Source organism: Clavibacter michiganensis (assembly GCF_016907085.1).
Classification (GTDB): Bacteria; Actinomycetota; Actinomycetes; order Actinomycetales; family Microbacteriaceae; genus Clavibacter; species Clavibacter michiganensis_O.
Window position 1 is genome coordinate 2145868 of the sequence record NZ_JAFBBJ010000001.1, and the last position, 14899, is coordinate 2160766.

General features: G+C 73.6%; 18 protein-coding genes. 9 read left to right on the forward strand and 9 right to left on the reverse strand.

Translation table 11 applies throughout. The features are described from left to right. The first annotated feature begins 139 nt into the window (after positions 1-139). Positions 140-691 (forward strand): NAD(P)H-dependent oxidoreductase, encoded by a 552-nt coding sequence (locus tag JOE38_RS10000; protein ID WP_204576152.1) that lies wholly within the window; start codon positions 140-142, stop codon positions 689-691. Between the two features lie 89 nt (positions 692-780). Here the strand turns inward: JOE38_RS10000 and JOE38_RS10005 are convergent, their stop codons facing one another. From JOE38_RS10005 to JOE38_RS10015, 3 genes are all read right to left on the reverse strand, one after another. Continuing rightward, on the reverse strand, positions 781-1956 hold the full coding sequence (locus tag JOE38_RS10005) for a zinc-dependent alcohol dehydrogenase (RefSeq protein ID WP_204576153.1): 1176 nt from the start codon (positions 1954-1956) through the stop codon (positions 781-783). Between the two features lie 378 nt (positions 1957-2334). Then, on the reverse strand, positions 2335-2661 hold the full coding sequence (locus JOE38_RS10010) for a hypothetical protein (protein WP_204576154.1): 327 nt from the start codon (positions 2659-2661) through the stop codon (positions 2335-2337). Between the two features lie 160 nt (positions 2662-2821). Continuing rightward, positions 2822-3145 (reverse strand): DUF7882 family protein, encoded by a 324-nt coding sequence (locus tag JOE38_RS10015; RefSeq protein ID WP_012039605.1) that lies wholly within the window; start codon positions 3143-3145, stop codon positions 2822-2824. Between the two features lie 251 nt (positions 3146-3396). On the opposite strand from JOE38_RS10015, the gene JOE38_RS10020 reads away from it, so the two are divergent. Then, positions 3397-3600, forward strand: a complete 204-nt coding sequence (locus JOE38_RS10020; protein ID WP_086521659.1) for a hypothetical protein — start codon at positions 3397-3399, stop codon at positions 3598-3600. Between the two features lie 22 nt (positions 3601-3622). Here JOE38_RS10020 and JOE38_RS10025 read toward each other — a convergent pair whose 3' ends face one another. Then, a complete protein-coding gene (locus tag JOE38_RS10025; protein ID WP_239544799.1) occupies positions 3623-3838 on the reverse strand; it encodes a hypothetical protein in 216 nt (71 codons plus the stop codon). A 110-nt stretch (positions 3839-3948) separates the two neighbouring features. Between JOE38_RS10025 and deoC the strand changes: the two genes are divergently transcribed. After that, entirely contained in the window at positions 3949-4671 is a 723-nt protein-coding gene (deoC, locus tag JOE38_RS10030) for a deoxyribose-phosphate aldolase (RefSeq protein WP_204576156.1), read from the forward strand. Next, entirely contained in the window at positions 4671-5966 is a 1296-nt protein-coding gene (locus JOE38_RS10035; RefSeq protein WP_204576157.1) for a M18 family aminopeptidase, read from the forward strand. Before deoC ends, JOE38_RS10035 begins: the two co-directional genes overlap by 1 nt. Before the next feature lie 87 nt (positions 5967-6053). Here JOE38_RS10035 and JOE38_RS10040 read toward each other — a convergent pair whose 3' ends face one another. Continuing rightward, positions 6054-6767: a DUF305 domain-containing protein gene (locus tag JOE38_RS10040; RefSeq protein WP_204576158.1), complete on the reverse strand. Its 714-nt coding sequence runs from the start codon at positions 6765-6767 to the stop codon at positions 6054-6056. Between the two features lie 55 nt (positions 6768-6822). On the opposite strand from JOE38_RS10040, the gene JOE38_RS10045 reads away from it, so the two are divergent. The 3 genes from JOE38_RS10045 to JOE38_RS10055 all read left to right on the forward strand — a co-directional run bounded on the left by JOE38_RS10045 (position 6823) and on the right by JOE38_RS10055 (position 8811). Next, on the forward strand, positions 6823-7473 hold the full coding sequence (locus JOE38_RS10045; RefSeq protein WP_204576159.1) for a dienelactone hydrolase family protein: 651 nt from the start codon (positions 6823-6825) through the stop codon (positions 7471-7473). A gap of 100 nt (positions 7474-7573) precedes the next feature. Next, entirely contained in the window at positions 7574-7993 is a 420-nt protein-coding gene (locus JOE38_RS10050; RefSeq protein ID WP_043583712.1) for a DUF4383 domain-containing protein, read from the forward strand. Between the two features lie 128 nt (positions 7994-8121). After that, positions 8122-8811, forward strand: a complete 690-nt coding sequence (locus tag JOE38_RS10055) for a hypothetical protein (RefSeq protein ID WP_204576160.1) — start codon at positions 8122-8124, stop codon at positions 8809-8811. Positions 8812-8847: 36 nt separating this feature from the next. Here the strand turns inward: JOE38_RS10055 and JOE38_RS10060 are convergent, their stop codons facing one another. Beyond that, the gene (locus JOE38_RS10060; RefSeq protein WP_204576161.1) at positions 8848-10149 is read right to left on the reverse strand and encodes an ATP-dependent DNA helicase; all 1302 of its coding nucleotides are present in this window, start codon (positions 10147-10149) and stop codon (positions 8848-8850) included. Between the two features lie 130 nt (positions 10150-10279). Between JOE38_RS10060 and JOE38_RS10065 the strand changes: the two genes are divergently transcribed. Both JOE38_RS10065 and JOE38_RS10070 read left to right on the forward strand, forming a co-directional pair. Beyond that, positions 10280-11299, forward strand: a complete 1020-nt coding sequence (locus JOE38_RS10065; protein ID WP_204576162.1) for a hypothetical protein — start codon at positions 10280-10282, stop codon at positions 11297-11299. A 115-nt stretch (positions 11300-11414) separates the two neighbouring features. After that, on the forward strand, positions 11415-11834 hold the full coding sequence (locus tag JOE38_RS10070) for a VOC family protein (RefSeq protein WP_086521651.1): 420 nt from the start codon (positions 11415-11417) through the stop codon (positions 11832-11834). Between the two features lie 25 nt (positions 11835-11859). On the opposite strand, the gene JOE38_RS10075 is transcribed toward JOE38_RS10070, so the two are convergent. Genes JOE38_RS10075 through JOE38_RS10085 form a run of 3 tightly spaced genes read right to left on the reverse strand, consistent with a single transcriptional unit; the run spans position 11860 to position 14817 of the window. Next, on the reverse strand, positions 11860-12693 hold the full coding sequence (locus JOE38_RS10075; RefSeq protein WP_204576163.1) for an ABC transporter ATP-binding protein: 834 nt from the start codon (positions 12691-12693) through the stop codon (positions 11860-11862). Between the two features lie 4 nt (positions 12694-12697). Then, a complete protein-coding gene (locus JOE38_RS10080) occupies positions 12698-13762 on the reverse strand; it encodes a FecCD family ABC transporter permease (RefSeq protein WP_204576164.1) in 1065 nt (354 codons plus the stop codon). Further along, positions 13759-14817, reverse strand: a complete 1059-nt coding sequence (locus tag JOE38_RS10085) for a FecCD family ABC transporter permease (RefSeq protein WP_204576165.1) — start codon at positions 14815-14817, stop codon at positions 13759-13761. The genes JOE38_RS10080 and JOE38_RS10085 overlap by 4 nt, the downstream gene beginning before the upstream one ends. Positions 14818-14899 lie beyond the last annotated feature (82 nt).

Sequence of the window (14899 nt, forward strand, 5' to 3'; positions counted from 1 at the left end):
CCGGCCGGGAGGCGCCCGGAGTCGTCCGTCCGGGGAGCCGTCAGAAGACGGTCGTTAGGGTCGATGGGGAGGCACGCGCCTCCCCCTGCGGCACGTCGACGGAGACGATCCGACCGGAACGACCCCGAAGGAGAACACCATGACGCACGTCCTCGTGCTCGTCGGCAGCCTGCGCGCCGGCTCCACCAACCAGCAGATCGCCGAGGCGGCGGTGCGCCACGCCCCCGAGGGCGTGACCCTCGAGATCCACGCCGGCCTCGACCGGCTCCCCTTCTACAACGAGGACATCGACGTCGAGGGATCCGTGCCCGCCGATGCCGTCCGCTTCCGCGACGCGATCGCCGCCGCGGACGCGCTCCTCGTGATCACGCCCGAGTACAACGGCACGATGCCCGCGGTGCTCAAGAACGCCATCGACTGGGCGTCGCGTCCGTTCGGCGCATCCGCCCTCGCGGGGAAGCCGACCGCGGTGATCGGCAGCGCCTTCGGCCAGTACGGCGGCGTCTGGGCGCAGGACGAGGCCCGCAAGTCGCTCGGCATCGCCGGCGCGCACGTGCTCGAGGACGTGAAGATGGCCGTCCCCGAGTCGGTCGTGCGGTTCGCCGAGCGCCACCCGGCGGACGACGCCGAGGTCGTGGAGAAGCTCAGCCAGGTGCTCGACGCCGTGCGCTCCTCGGCGACCGCCGCCTGAGCCCACCCGCCGACCCGGGCCGAGAGCCCCGAGCACGACGACGGCCGCGCCCCCTCGGGGACGCGGCCGTCGTCGTGCGTGCGGAGAGGCTACGGCTTCAGCACCACCTTGATGCAGCCGTCCTCCTTCTTCTGGAAGATCTCGTACATGTGCGCGGCCTCGCTGAGCGGCACGGAGTGCGTGACGAGGTCCAGGACGCCCAGCGGGTCGGACGGGTCCTCGACGAGGGGCAGCAGGTCCTCGATCCAGTACTGGACGTTGCACTGGCCCATGCGGATCGCGATCTGCTTGTCGAAGAGCGACTTCATGGGCAGCGGGTCGGCCTCGCCGCCGTAGACGCCCGAGATGGAGACGGTGCCGCCGCGGCGGACCGCGTCGAACGCCGTGTGCAGCGCGGCGAGGCGGTCGACGCTCGCGACGTCCATGACCTTCTTCGCGATGCCGTCGGGCAGCAGGCCCGCGGCCTTCTGCGCGAACGAGGCGGCGGGGCTGCCGTGCGCCTCCATGCCGACGGCCTCGACCATGGCGTCGGGCCCGCGGCCGTCGACCATCTCGCGCAGCTTGTCGGCCACGTCGTCGGTGAGGTCGAGGGTCTCGACGCCGTGGCGCTCGGCCATGGCGCGGCGCTCGGGGACGGGATCCACCGCGATGACGCGGTAGCCGAGGTGCTTGCCGATGCGGGCCGCGAACTGGCCGACGGGGCCGAGGCCCATCACGCCGAGCGTCCCGCCCTCGGGCACGTTCGCGTACTGCACGCCCTGCCAGGCGGTGGGGAGGATGTCGCTGAGGAAGAGGTAGCGCTCGTCCGGCAGCTCGGAGTTCACGACGATGGCGTTCACGTCGGCGAGCGGCATGCGGAGGCGCTCGGCCTGGCCGCCGGGGATGGATCCGTACATCTCGCTGAAGCCGTAGAGCGCGGCGCCGCTGCCCTGCGCCTTCACCTGCGTGGTCTCGCACTGCGTGAACAGGCCCTTGTCGCACATGAAGCAGTCGTGGCAGGCGATGACGAACGGGACGACGACGCGGTCGCCGACCTTGAGCTTCGTGACGGCGCTGCCGACCTGCTCGACGACGCCCATGTTCTCGTGCCCGAGCACGTCGTCCTTCTCGAGGAACGGTCCGAAGACCTCGTAGAGGTGGAGGTCGGATCCGCAGATCGCGGTCGACGTGATGCGGATCACGGCGTCGGTGTCCTGCTCGATCACGGGGTCGGCGACCTCCTTGACCTCGACGTCGTGGATGCCCTGCCAGGTGAGTGCCTTCATGGTGCTCCTTCTGCTCTCGGGCGCGGATCCTCGTGGGACACGCGCTCCTCCAGACAACGCCCTGCCGGCCTGTCCGCCAAGCGAAGGCCAGAAGTCACCCAGGGAGCGCGGACGCCCGGGCGCGGCGGACCGGAGGCGGATGGCGCGGCGGGCGGCGGCTCAGACGATCCGCCCCGGGGAGTCGGTCGTCCACGACACGACCGGACCGGGGCGGATCTGGAGGGCCGGTGACGACGGTCCGGACTGCATAGGAGGACTCTCGACAATCCTCAAGCGCCCGAGCCCGCGGCGGCCTCGTGCGGACAGTGTGCTCCTCGGGCGGGGAAATGCGCCAGCCCCCGACCATGACTCCCGGCGGACCCGCGGGAACGGCGGGGCTCAGACGTCCCAGCCGTGGGCGCGCTGCGCCTCGCGGAGCGCCTCGGCTGCCTCGTGCTCGGCGTAGGGCAGGCGGTCCCAGTGGATGCCGGCGGCGGAGATCCAGCCGAGCTCGGCGAGCGCGACCGCGAGGTCCTCGATGTAGGCGGCGACGGCGTCGTCGGCGCCGTGGATCGCGTCGCCCGTGATGGACCAGCCGAAGTAGCCGGCCACGAAGCGCGCCTGCTCGGTGGGGCTGCGGCCGGGACCCGCGCGGCGCGCGGGGAGGGACTCGCTCGCGGAGGACTGGACGAGGTCACCCGTGTCGTCGGTCCCTGTGTCCTGCATCGCGTCCCCCCTCGAGGTGACGCCCCCGCGTGACCCGTGCCCCACGATGCCAGCCGCGCGGACGCCACCCCAATGGGCCGGCGGGGGTTGACACGCGCGAGCGTCCGCACCTAGGGGCGACGGTGCACCCAGGGACGGGGTGATGCGGAAGCGGTGGGGGTCAGCGCGCGTCGTCGCGCGGCTCGTCCTCGGGGGGCTCCCGCATGATCAGCAGGCCGCCGGGGCTGTTCGCCGTGGTCATGAGCGCATCCACCCACTTGCGGTTGATGGGCGGCACGCGGCTGCCGTGGTACTTGAACACCAGCGGCAGCGAGTTGTGCATCCATATGGTCGTGCGCCCGTCGCCCACCTCCACGTCGTCGCGCCAGGAGAAGTAGAAGTTCTCCCCGCGGCGCAGCTTCGCGCCGATGACGAGCTGCAGGTGCGCGAGCAGGCGGTCGTCGAACTCCGCCGTCAGCGTCGAGTCGTACTTGAACGTGCCCATGATCGATCCCGTGTCCCCCTCATGAGCTCTCGGGCCCCGCGCCGACGGAGAGGGGGCCAGAGAGCGGCGCTGAGCTTCGGCCGTGCCCACCCACTATGCCAGCGTTGCCGCTCGGGATCGCTTCGTCCGGAAGGCGGATCGGCATGTGGTAATGGGCCGGCCCTGGGGAGGGCGTCGCGGCCCGCCTGCGCAGGGGCCGTGCGGATCCGGCCGGCCCGGTCGCCGCGCGCCGACGGTCGTAGGGTCGGGACATGACTGATTCCACGTACACCGCACAGCTGGTCGGCCCCGACGGCACGGAGGAGACCGAGGTCGAGTTCCTCAACGGCGAGCCCGTGAAGAGCTTCGTCCGCGCCACCTCGCTGAAGGAGGAGGAGGTCGTGTGGGAGCTCGACTCCGACGCCGACGGCTACGTCTACCGTCCCGCCGGCATCCCGGGAGCCGACTACTCCTGAGCCGCGGGGCCGTCGCGCTCCCCTAGCTCCACACGATCGGCAGGCAGCAGAGGACGCTGACCGCGAGCGCACCGAAGGACGCGAGCGTCCACGGCAGGACGGGCTGGGCGAAAAGCTTCGCCCGGCCCCAACCGTGCTCGCGGGCCCCCTTGATCGCGCCGATCACCTGCAGCACCATCCCGACGGCGAGGGCCGCGAGGGCCACGTACAGGAGCGCGGTGGTCGTGCCGTCGGTCATCACACCGTGGACGCTACCGGTGCGCTCGCGCCTCGGCCGACCCCCGTCCGGCCGGGCCGACCAGCCCCCGCCGTAGGATCGAGGCCCAGCGTCCACGTGAGGATCCCCGCATGAGCACCAGCCCGTCCACGCCCGCGACCGACACGGCCGCGATCGCCCGCATCATCGACCACACGCTCCTGAAGCCCGAGGCCACGCGCGACGACGTCGCCGCGCTCGTCGCCGAGGCCGTGGAGCTCGGCACCTACTCGGTGTGCGTCTCGCCCTCGATGCTCCCGCTCGAGCTGCCCGCGGGATCCGACCTCAAGATCGCGGTCGTCTGCGGCTTCCCGAGCGGCAAGCACCACAGCGAGGTCAAGGCCGCCGAGGCCGCGCTCTCGATCCGCCAGGGCGCCGACGAGGTCGACATGGTCATCGACGTGGGCGCCGCCCGCGAGGGCCGCTTCGCCGACGTCGAGGCCGACATCCGCGCCGTGCGCGAGGCCGTGCCCGCGCCGGCCGTGCTCAAGGTGATCATCGAGTCCGCCGCGCTCGACGACGACCAGATCGTGGCCGTCTGCCAGGCGGCCGTCGCCGCGGGGGCCGACTTCGTCAAGACCTCCACGGGCTTCCACCCCACCGGCGGCGCCACCGTCCACGCGGTCGAGCTGATGAGCCGCACGGTCGACGGCAAGGCGGGCGTCAAGGCGTCCGGCGGGATCCGCACCTACGAGACCGCCGTGCAGATGATCGAGGCCGGGGCCACCCGCCTCGGCGTCTCGGGCAGCGCGGTCGTGCTCGCCGGGCCCGTGCAGACGCCCGAGAACGGCGCGCTCGGATCGAGCGGCTACTGATGCCCGCGGACCGTCGCGCGCACCTCGCGGACCTCGGCCGCTTCATCCAGGCCTCCCCCTCGTCGTTCCACGCCGCGGAGGAGGGCGCCCGCCGTCTCGAGGCCGCGGGCTTCGCGCGCCTCGACGAGCGCAACGCGTGGCCGACCGGCGCGGGTCGACGGTTCATCGTCCGGGACGGCGCGCTCCTCGCGTGGATCCATCCCGCCGGCGCGCACGCCACCACGCCCTTCCGCGTGCTCGGCGCCCACACCGACTCCCCCGGCTTCAAGCTCAAGCCGAAGCCCACCATCGGATCCGACGGCTGGCTCCAGGCCGGCGTCGAGGTCTACGGCGGCCCGCTCATCAACTCCTGGCTCGACCGCGACCTCGAGCTGGCCGGCCGCCTCGTGATGCGCGACGGATCCCGCCACCTCGTCCGCACCGGCCCGCTCCTGCGCTTCCCGCAGCTCGCCGTGCACCTCGACCGCGGCGTCAACACCGAGGGGCTCCGGCTGGATCCGCAGCGGCACATGTCCCCGATCCTCGGCACGGGCTCCCCCGCCGACGCCGACGTGCTCGGCCACCTCGCGGGTCTGGCGGGCGTCGCCGCCGACGACGTGCTCGGCTACGACGTGGGCGTCGCCGACACGCAGGCGCCCGGATCCCTCGGCCTCGCGGGCGAGCTCTTCGCCGCCGGCCGCATGGACAACCTCAGCTCCGTGCACGCGGGCCTCGCCGCCCTGCTCGAGCTCGCCGCCACCGCGGACGACGACCCGGACGCGCCCATCGCCGTGCTCGCCGCCTTCGACCACGAGGAGGTCGGATCCGCGACCCCGTCGGGCGCCGCCGGCCCCATCCTCGAGGACGTGCTCGGTCGCATCTCCGGCGGCCTCGACGCCACGTCCGAGGAGCGCCGCCGCGCGTTCGCCTCCTCCTGGTGCCTCTCCGCCGACGCCGGCCACGCCGTGCACCCCAACTACCCGGACCGCCACGACCCGGCGAACCGGCCGGTGCCGAACGGCGGCCCGCTGCTGAAGATCAACGCGAACCAGCGCTACGCGACCGACGGCGTGGGTGCGCGCGAGTGGGCGCTGGCCTGCGAGCGCGCCGGCGTCCCGTATCAGGAGTTCGTCTCCAGCAACGCGGTGCCGTGCGGCTCGACCATCGGGCCCATCACGGCCACGCGGCTCGGGATCCGCACGGTCGACGTCGGGATCCCGCTGCTCTCGATGCACTCGGCCCGCGAGCTGTGCGGCGCCGACGACCCGGGACACCTCGCCGCCGCGGCCGCCGCGTTCCTCCGCCCGGCCGCCTGACGCCGGACCGGCGCACCGGAACGCACCACGCGCACGACACGAGGGCCCGACGCGATCCGCACCGGGCCCTCGCTCGTGCAGCGGGGATCAGCCCCCGTACGACGCCAGCAGCGCGCGCATCTTGGTGAGCTGGTCGCCCTGCGACGCCGACATGGCGCCCGCCAGCTCGAGCGCCTCCGTCGAGGTGCCGAGCTGCGCCTCCCCGTCGGCCAGCGCGATCGCGGCCTGGTGCCGGGCGATCATCCCCTGAAGGAAGAGCCGGCCCGCGTCCGTGCCGCTCGACGCCTTGAGCACCTGCAGCTCGGAGTCGAACGCGGTGTCGCTCATGGCCTCGATGTCGGCCTCGGACGCGGCGCCGCTCGCGGTGCCGCCGGCGCTGCCGTCCTCGGATCCGCTGCTGGCCGAGACCCCGCCCGCCTCGTCGTGGTCCTCGGTGCCGGTGGCGCCGGATCCGCCCTCCTCGCCCGACCACTCCTCGGCGAGCTGCGCGAGCGTCCTGGCCTGCGGGCCCTGCTCGTCGCGGATCTGCGCGGCCAACTCCTGCGCACCCGGCGGCAGGTCGCGCACCTGCAGCGCGGCCACGGCGAGCTCGACGGATCCGGCGGCGTGGTCGCCCATCTCCTCGGCGAAGGAGAGGTCGGCGCGGTTCCAGCCCTGCGACTCCGTCTCGGAGGGCGCGGCCGCGTCGGCGCTGGGGCTGGCGGCATCCTCGGGCGTGCGCGGGGGCGTCGAGCAGCCGGCGAGCGCGGCGGCGATGACGAGGGCGGTCGTGGCGGCGGCGATGCGGTTGCGGTATCCCATGCGACGATCCTCCTCCACGGCGCGGCGTCGGAGGGGCCGACGATAGGTTCTCCCCATGCCCGAGATCGTCGACCTGCCGCACCCCGGCGTCACCCTCGAGTTCGGCGCACCCGGCAGCCCCGTGGTCGTGCTCGTCCACGACGACCACGGCCGCCTCCCCTGGCTCGACCAGTACGCCCTCGCGCTCGCCCGCACGGGCTTCCACGTGCTCGTGCCCGACCTCTACGACGGCCGCGCGACCCTCGATGACGGCCTCGCGGAGGGGCTCGCCGCCGGACTCGACGTGGGATACGCCCTCGGCACGATCCGCGACGGCATCGACTCGGCGCGCGCCCGCGGATCCCGGCGCGTCGGCCTCGTCGGCTTCGCGCCCGGCGGCTGGCTCGCGCTGCTCGAGGCGCAGGACGGCGGTGCCGACGCGGTCGTCGCCCACTGCGCGAGCCTCGGCCCCCAGGAGCACGGCGTCATCCCGTGCGCGGTGCTCCTCCACCTCGCCGAGCACGACGAGTGGATCGACGACCAGCGGCCCGAGGCGTTCATCGGCCGACTCCGCGAGCACGGCACGCCGGTCACCGCGCACACCTATCCCGGCACGACCCCCGTGTTCCCCAACGCGAGCCTCCGCGACCGCTTCGATCCCGACGCCGCGGCCCTCGCCTACCGCCGTACTGAGGCGTTCCTCGTCGAGCACCTGCGAGACCAGTGACCGATCAGTGCCGCATACGCACCAATCCGGTCGCTTACGCGGTACGAATGTAGGGAGCCTGGGAGATCCCCGGCTCTTCCCTACCAGTGGAGGCACCATCATGAGCTCATCCCCGAACCGCCTGCTCGGCACCGTCTTCGGCGCCGTCTACGTCCTCGTCGGCCTTCTCGGCTTCCTGTTCCCGCCGCAGAGCGGTGGCTTCTTCTCCTCCGACGGCGGTCTGCTGCTCGGGATCTTCATGGTGAACCCGTTCCACAACGTGGCGCACCTCCTCATCGGCGCGGCCCTCCTCATCGGCGGCCTCTCCAGCGTCGCGTCGGCCAAGGCCGTGAACTCCACCATCGGATTCGCGTACCTCGCCCTCGGCATCGTCGGCTTCTTCCTCGTGAACACCGACTTCAACATCCTCGCGCTCAACACCGCGGACCACTTCCTGCACCTCGGCAGCGCCGTCGTGCTGCTGATCGTGGGCCTCGGCGCCGAGAAGGGCGTCCGCAACCGCGCCGCCCGCGCCGCGTAGGCAGCACCCGGCCGCGCCGCTGCACCGGGCGCGTCACGCAACGCATCACCGGCACCACCCGCACGACAGCACGACAGCACGCAGCACCGCACCACCCGCGGCGCCCGGGACGACGAAAGGACCAGCACGTGTCACTGCTCATCCGCCACTGGCTGGCCCTCGCCGCCCTGGGCGCCGCGCTCATCCACCTGGCCGTCGGCGCGGGATCCCCGCCCGCGGCCATGGTGGCCCTCCTCCTCATCGGCCTCGCCGAGGGCGCGTGGGCCATCGCGGTCCTCCGCTCCGACCGCCTGCCGCTCCCGGGCTGGGCCGCCCTCGGCGCGCTCGTCCCGGTCGCCGGCTGGGCGCTCCTCGTGACGGCCGCGGTCGTCATGTCCGCCCCGGGCATCACGAGCGATCTGCCCGCGATCCCCATGCTCGCCGCGACCCTGCTCGACCTCGTGGTCGCCGCGGTCGTCGGCCGCCACCTGCGCTCCCGCGCCGAGTCCGAGGCCCAGGCCGTGTGCACGGCCGTCGAGGCCACGTTCCCGGCCGACGCCGCGCTCGTGGGATCCGGCGCGCCGCTCCCGTCCGCCGCATCCGCGTCCGCCGTCGCCCCCGAGCCGCCGGCCACGACGACCTCCGGCACCGCATCCGCCGCCGAGCCCGAGCGCACGGGCGGCCGCTACCTCGTGGGCGTGCTCATCGGCGCCTTCGTCGTCGCCGGCCTCGTCACGCCGGCCCTCTCGCTCACGCGCGCCGGCGAGTTCGCCGTGCCCCACGGGCAGCACAGCACGATCGACCTCGACGGCATCCAGAGCGAGCACTCCGGCCATTGAGCCGGTCGGCCGGCCCGCCGGACGCGGATCCCGGGGTCAGCTCGCGGGCGCGACCGCCGGCGTGACGCGGATCCGGGTGGCCTCGCTCATGAAGCGCCGCACGTTCTCGTCGACGATGATGTCGCCCGGGCGCAGCGGCCGCGTGAGGAACAGGCCGTCGATGTCGGTGATCCGGCTGAGCGCCACGTACGTCTGACCCGGGCTGAACGCGCGCGCGCCGAGGTCGACGATGGCCCGGTCGTACGTCTTGCCCTGCGACTTGTGGATCGTGACCGCCCACGCGAGCCGCAGCGGGAACTGCGTGAAGTCCGCCACGACGTCGCGGCGGAGCTGCTTCGTGGTGGGCGAGTACGAGTACTTGTGCTTCTCCCACGTGACCGGCTCGACCTCGTGCACGACGCCGTCGAGCTCCACGTACACGTTCGTGTCGATGCGCGTGACGACGCCGACGGATCCGTTCACCCAGCGCTGGTCGACGTCGTTGCGGAGGAACATCACCTGCGCGCCGATCTTGAGGTCGAGCTTCTCGTCGGCCGGGTAGGTGCGGCCTCCGAAGTCGCCCGTGACGTCGGCGGTGGCGGTGAGCGAGCGGCCGGGCAGGCGCTTGAGGGCCTCCGCGTTGATCCGGTTCACGGTGTCGTTGCGCGTCGCGAGCGTGATGGCGCCGTCGGTGGGTGCCGGCCTGGCGCCCGCCGCGTTGAGGACGCCCGCGATCTCCGCCGTGACGCGTCCGTGGCGCACGGCGTTGAGCATCTCCTTGAACGCCTCCTCGTGCTGCCGGTGGATCTCGGTGAGCTCGTAGATCCGCAGCTGCGCCTCCTCCCACACCTTCGCGTCGAAGAACCACATGGAGCGGTAGCGGTCGGCGAAGTAGGCGCGCTCGTCGCCGTCGCCCGGCACGGGGGCCAGCTGGTACGGATCCCCGAACAGCACGACCTGCACGCCGCCGAACGGCACGTCCTTCTTGTGGCGCGCCTGGCGGAGGCTGCGGTCGATGGCGTCGACGAGATCCGCGTTGACCATGGAGACCTCGTCGATGACGAGCGTGTCGATGGTGTTGAGGAGCTTCCGCAGCTCGCCGGTCTGCTCGATCTCCTCGTCCGCGATGACCCCGATGGGCAGCTTGAACAGCGAGTGGATGGTCTGCCCGCCGACGTTCAGCGCCGCGACGCCCGTGGGCGCGCAGATCACGATCTGCTTCTCGGTGTTCCACGACAGGTGCGTGAGCAGGGTCGACTTGCCGGTGCCGGCGCGACCCGTGACGAAGATGTGGTCGCGCGTGCCCTCGATGGCCTGGAAGACCGCGGCCTGCTCCGGGGAGAGGGGGACCGTGCTCACGCGGGGCTCCAGGTGGTTCGAGGGTGGATGCGGCGCGCATCGAGGGCGGCGGCGCGGCGCGGATGCGCACTCGAATCTACCCCGGCCCACCGCGGGGAGGCGCGGATCCCCCGCCCGTAGGATGATCCGCATGCCGAGCCCCGCCGTCGACGCGCGCGGCGAGCTGCGTCGGGCCGTCGTCGTCTGGTCCCTCCTCGCGGCGCTCCTCGTCGGGGCGTTCCTCGGCACCGTCGCCGCGCTCAACCAGGGCACCTTCAGCGCCCACGGCTTCGTGCGCTCCTACCTCGACGCGCTCGCCCGCGAGGACAGCCGCGACGCGCTCGCGACCCCCGGCGTCACGCTGCCGGAGGACGGCAGCCACGCCCTCCTCGACGCCCACGCGCTGCCCGGCCTCGCCGACGTCGTGCTCGTGTCCGACGAGCCCGCGGGCGGCGGCGAGCGCGCGGTCACGTACTCGTACACGCTGCCGTCGGGGCCCGGATCCACCGAGTTCCGCGTGCGCGAGACCCCCGCGGCCCTCGGCCTCTTCGCCCGGTGGGAGTTCGCGACGAGCCCGGTCGCCGCGATCGACCTCGAGCTCCGGCACGCGTCGACGTTCACGGCCAACGGGCTGGCCGTCTCCGCGGCGGCGGGCGGCGAGACGACGGCCGGCGCCGGATCCACGTACCTCGTGCTCGCGCCCGCGTCGCTCGCGCTCGACCACGCGTCCCAGTACCTCCAGGCGGAGGACGCCGAGGTCGCCGTCACCGATCCGGGGAGCGTCGTCCCGGCGCGCCTCGACGCCGAGCCGACCGACGACCTCGTGGCCTCCGTGCAGTCCGAGGTCGAGGCGTACCTCACGGAGTGCACGACGCAGGCCGTGCTGTACCCGTCGGGCTGCCCGTTCGGGAAGACGATCCGCGACCGGATCACCGCGCCGCCGGTGTGGAGCATGACGGCGATGCCGCAGATCACGCTGCAGCCGGCGAGCGGCGACCCCGCCGACCTCGACTGGGTCGTGCCGTCGACCGTCGGCACCGCGCACATCAAGGTCCCCGTCCGCTCCCTCTACGACGGCAGCGTGAAGGACCTCGACGAGGACGTGCCGTTCAGCGTGAGCTGGCGCGTGAGCGTGGACGAGACGTCGGGCGTGCGGATCCAGGGGCGGTAGCCGCTCCGGGCACCCTCCCCTCGCGTCACGGTGCGGCGCCGGACCGGCAGGGCCAGGATCGGGACGCAACAGGGTCCGTGCGACCGCGGGGATCCGTCACCCGAGGAGCGCCCCCATGTCCGCGATCATGACCCCGTACCTGTCCTTCCGCGACCAGGCGGCCGACGCGCTCCGCTTCTACCAGGGGGTGTTCGGCGGCGAGCTCGCGATGACGACCTTCGGCGAGCAGGGCATGAGCCCGGATCCGGCGGAGGCCGACAAGATCATGCACGGCCGGCTGGACTCGGGCGCGGGCTTCGTGCTCATGGCGTCGGACACCCCGGCCTCGATGGGCGTGCCGAGCGGATCCGCCATCACGCTCTCCCTCTCGGGCGACGACGCGGCCGTGCTCGACGGCTGGTGGGAGGCGCTCACGGCCGACGGTACGATCGTGCTGCCGCTCGAGCTCGCGCCCTGGGGCGAGCGGTTCGGCATGTGCACGGACCGCTACGGCATCGACTGGATGGTGTCGATCGCGCAGGCGGACGCGGCCTGATCCCGCGCCACCGCGATCGTCCGGCTCAGGTCCAGCGGCCGCCGCGCGGCACGATGAGCGGCGTGTGCGAGACGGGGTCGTCGATCACGAGGCACGGGAGGCCGAAGACCTCCTCCACGAGCTCGGCCGTGACGATGTCGCGCGGGGCGCCGGAGGAGACGACGCGGCCGTCCTTCATCACGATGAGGTGGTCGGCGTAGCGCGCGGCGTGGTTGAGGTCGTGCAGCACGGCGACGATGGTGCTGCCGTCGCGGTGCAGGTCGGCCAGGAGGTCGAGCAGCTCGATCTGGTGGGCGATGTCGAGGAACGTCGTCGGCTCGTCGAGCAGCAGCACGGGCGTCTGCTGCGCGAGCGCCATCGCGACCCACACGCGCTGCCGCTGGCCGCCGGAGAGCTCATCGACGTGGCGGGCGGCGAGGTCGGCGACGCCGGTGGCGGCCATCGCCTGCTGCACGGCGGCCTCGTCGGTCGGGGTCCACTGGCGGATGAGGTTCTGGTGCGGGAAGCGTCCGCGCGCCACGAGGTCGGCCACCGTGATCCCGTCGGGCGCGATCGCGCTCTGCGGCAGGAGGCCGACGATGCGCGCGACCTCCTTGGCGCGGTAGGAGCCGATCGGCCGGTCGTCGAGGAGCACGCCGCCCGCGGTGGGTGCGAGGAGGCGCGAGAGCGCGCGGAGCAGGGTCGACTTCCCGCACGCGTTCGGGCCGACGATCACTGTGAACGAGCGGTCGGGCACGGAGACGTCGAGGTGCTCGGAGATCACCCGCCGGTCGTAGGAGAGCGTGACGCCCTCGGCGCGGAGGCGCGGGGCGGTGGCGGTCGCAGCGGTCGCGGTGTCGTCCACGGGTGGACCTCCCATCGGGTCAGGCACGGCGCCCCGCCTCGCGGACGAGCAGGGCGATCAGGTAGAGGCCGCCGACGACGACCGTGACGATGCCCACGGGCACCGTCCCCGGCAGCGCGTGCTGGGCAGCGTAGTCGGCGGCGAGCAGCAGCAGGCCGCCCGTGAGCGCGGCCGGCACGAGCGGCAGGCCCGCGCTCCGGGTGAGGCGGCGGGCGATCTGCGGGGCCGCGAGCGCGACGAACGCGATCGGCCCGGCGGCGGCCGTCACGACGGCCGTGAGGGCGACCCCGAGGATCAGCAGGGCGAGGCGCGTCGGCTCGGCCCGCACCCCGTGGGCGCGCGCGGCGTCGTCGCCGAGCTCGAGCTGCCGCAGCGGCGCGGAGAGCAGCAGGATCGCCGGCGCCAGCACGAGGAGGGCGACGAACGCCGGCAGCGCGCGGTCCCAGCCGACGAGCGCGAGGGATCCGGCGCCCCAGATCGAGGCCGCCATCGCGACCTCGGTGCCCGCCTTCAGCAGCAGGAACGTGTTGACCCCGTGCAGCACGGCGGTGACGGCGATGCCCGTGATGATCAGCCGGAAGCCCTGCACGCCGCCACGGTACGCGAGCAGGTAGACGACGAGCGCCGTGCCGAGCCCGCCCGCGAGCGCGCCGACGGCCGTGGGCAGGAAGGCCGCGCCAGCGAGCGTCGTGACGATCAGCGCGCCCGTGTAGGAGCCCGTCGAGAAGCCGATGATGTCGGGTGAGCCGAGCGGGTTGCGCGTGAGCGACTGGAACACGGCACCCGCGACCCCGAGCGCGGCGCCGAACGCGAGCGCGGCGAGCACGCGCGGCAGGCGCCATTCGAGGACGATGGTCGACGCGAACGAGCCGTCGGGGAACGCCATCGCGCGGATCACCTCGGGCACGGTCAGCGGGAAGTCGCCCGTGCCGAGCGCCACGAGCGCGATGGCGACGATCGCGACGGCGAGCGCCGCGCCCACGAGCGCCTCGCGTCGCTGCAGCCGGATGCCGACGACGGGCAGGCGCACGGTGCCGGGGATGCGCACGGCCGGGCGGCGGCCGGCGCGGGCGGGCGCGCTCACAGCCCCGACGCCCTCTGCCGGCGGACGAGCAGGATCAGCACGGGCGCGCCCAGCACGGCGGTCACGATCCCGGCGGGCAGCTCGGCCGGCCGGAGCACGATCCGGCCGACGATGTCGGCGGCGAGCAGCAGCACGGGCGCGAGCACGATCGTGTACGCGAGGATCCAGCGCTGGTCGGGCCCCACGATCCAGCGCGCGATGTGCGGGATCATCAACCCCACGAACGCGATCGGCCCCGCCATCGCGGTCGCCCCGCCCGCGAGCAGCGTCACCGCGACCACGGCCACGGCCCGCACCACGACGACGTTCGCCCCGAGCGACCGCGCCAGGTCGTCGCCGAGCGCCACCGCGTCGAGGCTCCGGGCGATGAGGGCGGCGAGCAGCACGCCCGCCGCGAGGAAGGGAGCGACCGGCAGGAGCGCGTCCCAGCCGCGGTCCTGCAGCGAGCCCGACTCCCACGCGCGCATGGCGCTGAAGCCCTGCGGATCGGCCAGCAGCATCCCCGAGGTGATGCCCGCGAGCACCGCGCCGAGGGCGACGCCGGCGAGCGTGAGGCGCACCGGATCCCCGCCGCCGCGTCCTGCGGATCCCACGACGTAGACCACCACGGCCGCCACGAGCGCCCCCGCGAAGGCGAACCAGAGGTAACCGCTCACGGCGGTCACGCCGAGGACGCCCGTCGCGATGGCGACCGCGAACGCCGAGCCGGCGGTGACGCCGAGGATGCCGGGATCCGCCAGCGGGTTCCGCGTGACGGCCTGGATGAGCGCGCCCGCGACCCCGAGCGCGAGCCCCGCGGCGAGGCCGACGAGGGTGCGCGGGACGCGGAGGTCCGTGATCACGACGAGCTCGGCCGGGTCGCGCGGGTGGCCGGCGAGCGCGTCGACGACGGCGCCGAGCGGGATGTCGCGCGAGCCGATGGCGATGCTCGCGAGCGCCGCCAGCACGAGCACGCCGAGCGCGAGGAGGAGGCCCGCGGAGCGCGAGAGGCCGCTCCGCGCCCGGCCCTCGGGGGCGTCGGGGGCGGAGGCGCGCGCGAGGACCCGGAGCGACATGGCCCGGACAGCCTAGCGTGCCCTTAGGTTAGGCTGCCCTTGCCTGACGGGATCCACACCGGTCCGTCACCCCACACCCGAG